The sequence below is a fragment of the Haloferax sp. s1 genome, assembly GCF_058382125.1.
The window spans coordinates 1-2,751 of record NZ_JBZRPK010000647.1; the positions used below are offsets into that span (position 1 = coordinate 1).

A 2,751-nucleotide genomic window follows, 5' to 3' on the forward strand; every position below is an offset into this window, starting at 1 on the left:
CCCCGGCGCCTCCGTGACTATGGGAGGCGCGGGCTTGCGCGTGTGGAAGGGAAAACCGGACCTAAACAGCGGCGCATCTTGGACTGGCGGCGTCGAACCCGACCCGGTCGAGACGCCCTACGGCGACCGAACCGGGGGCGAGGAAGACCTTATCGACCTCACCGCCGGTGACCGCGGCCGTACCGTCGAAGTTCACGTTCTCGAAGTCGAATCGCGGACCATCGACGGCCGAAACGGCGAGACGACTATCCTCTCCGGCGTCGTCGCCGACGAAACCGGTCGGCTCCCCTTCACCGACTGGCAACCTCGTCCGGACGTGACAGAAGGCGCGAGTCTGCGCCTTTCGGACGTGTACGTCCGTGAGTTCCGCGGCGTCCCGCAGGTGAACCTCTCGGAGTTCACGACGCTCGAAGTTCTCGACGAACCAGTCTCCGTGACCGACTCCGCGCCCCGACTGAAAATCGGAGAGGCGGTCGACGCGGGCGGGATGTTCGACGTGGAAATGCTCGGGGACGTCCTCGAAGTACGCGACGGCTCCGGACTCAACGAACGCGGTCCCGACTGCAATCGCCTCGTTCAAAACGGCCACGGCCGCCAGCACCGCGAAGTCGACGGTGAAGACGACATGCGAGTAAAAGCGATTCTCGACGACGGAACCGGCACGCTGACGGCTATTCTCGACCGCGATATCACCGAAGAAATCTATGGTGGGACGATGGCCGACGCGATGGAGGCCGCCCGCGAGGCAATGGACAAGGAAGTCGTCGCCGACGAAATTGCATCGAAACTCGTCGGCCGCGAGTACCGCGTCCGCGGCAATCTCTCGGTCGACGAGTACGGCGCGAACCTCGAAGCCGACGAGTTCGAGGAGAGCGACGACGACCCGGCCGAACGTGCTGCGGCCCTCCTCACGGAGGTGCGCGCATGAGTTCCTCGCCGGTCGTCGGCACCCGCGAAGTCGCTTACCGCGCGTTCGCCGCCGAGTTCGACGACGCCTCGATGTCCTACTCCGAAAGCGACGAGGAACGCGCGCCGAACTACGTGGTCACGCCGACAGGTGCGCGCCTGAACCGGACGTTCGTCGCGGGCGTCCTCACCGAAGTCGAGCACGTCAACGACGAGGTACTCCGCGGGCGCATCGCCGACCCGACGGGCGCGTTCGTCACCTACGCCGGGCAGTACCAACCCGAACCGATGGCGTTCCTCGACGGGACGACGCCTCCGGCGTTCGTCTCACTCGCCGGGAAGGCTCGGACCTACGAACCTGACGACGCCGACGTGGTCTACACATCGGTTCGCCCCGAGAGCATCAACACCGTCGACGCCGACGTGCGCGACCGCTGGATTGTCTCGGCCGCCGAGGCGACGCTTCACCGAATCGCGGTGTTCGACGAGGCGCTGTCGATGTCCTACCGTGGCGACGACCTGACCCGCGCCCTCGAAGCCCGCGGCGTCGACCCGACGCTCGCCGCTGGCATTCCGCGCGCAATCGACCACTACGGAACGACCCGAACGTACCTCGAAGCCCTTCGCGAACTCGCCGTGCAGGCGCTCGAACTCGTTGCGAACGAGCGCGACCAGGTCGAACCGCTTTCGACGTCACCGGACGAGGGTGGCGACGCGGTACTCGGTTCGCTTCCGGAACTCGACCTCGAACCGGTCGACAACGTCAACATCGCTTCCACCGAGGCTGACGCAGAAACTGCTGAATCCGCCGAGTCTGGTGACGCGGGCGAAGCAGAACCGGACACCGAGCCAGTCACTGCCGAGGCAACAGCTGAGGCAACTGCCGAAACGACAGACGTGCTCGACAACGACGTTGTAGCCGAGTCGCAGACGGCGGAGCCCGAGTCTGTGACGGCTGCAACCGAGACGGAACCGGAAGCAGCGTCGGAATCCGAACCTGAATCGGAAACCGAACTGGAACCGGAACCCAATCCGGAGTTAGAACTGGATTCCGAGCCGGAATCGGAGACAGAACCGGAACCAGAGTCGGAAGCAGAGCCAGAACCGGAGACGGAAGCAGAGCCAGAACCGGAGCCAACAGCCGAACCTGCAACCGAGTCGACCGGTACCCTCGGTGACTTCGAGGACGACCTGAGCGAGAGTGAACCGCTCGGTACAGCCGACGACGAACTCGGCGACTTCGAGGATGACTTCGGCGATATCGACTCGACCGAATCCGAAGAACCCCCGGCAGAAGCGGAGTCTTCGGCCACTGAGTCGGGCGATTCCACGGCTGAGTCGACCGACCCCGACGGGATGTACGAACTCGACGACGACGAACGCGCCGAAATCGAATCCGAGTTCGGCACGGAGTTCACGTCCGGCGCTGATGTCGACCCCGCTGGCGAGGCGGACATCGACGTGCCCGACGCAGACGAACTCTCTGAACAACTCGAAACAGAGCCGAGTTCGGCCGACGAAGCGGACGCTGAGGCGACCGAGTCGGAATCAGAGCCAGAACTGGAGGCCGAGCCTGAGTCTGAACCAAAATCGGAGTCTGAACCGGAACCAGAGCCGGAACCGGAACCTGTCTCGGATACCGTTGACGACGATGCGGACGAAGCCGACACCGCAGCGGCGGACACGGAAGCCGACGACACCGCCGCCGAAGACATCGACCTCGAATCGGTCGTCGTCGAAACGATGGAAGACCTCGACGACGGCGACGGCGCGGGCCACGACGACGGGCTCGCTGCCGTCGTCGGCGAGTACGGCGCGGCCCCCGATGCGGGCCAAGCCGACAGT

Annotated in this window: 2 protein-coding genes; both read left to right on the forward strand. The window is 65.0% G+C overall.

The window, feature by feature from the left end:
* The coding region (locus QT222_RS14685; RefSeq protein ID WP_491477591.1) for a Single-stranded DNA binding protein at positions 1 to 928 on the forward strand (928 nt) is incomplete at its 5' end.
* A partial coding sequence (locus QT222_RS14690) for an RPA family protein (RefSeq protein WP_491477592.1) occupies positions 925 to 2,751 on the forward strand: 1,827 nt, incomplete at its 3' end. The genes QT222_RS14685 and QT222_RS14690, both read left to right, overlap by 4 nt.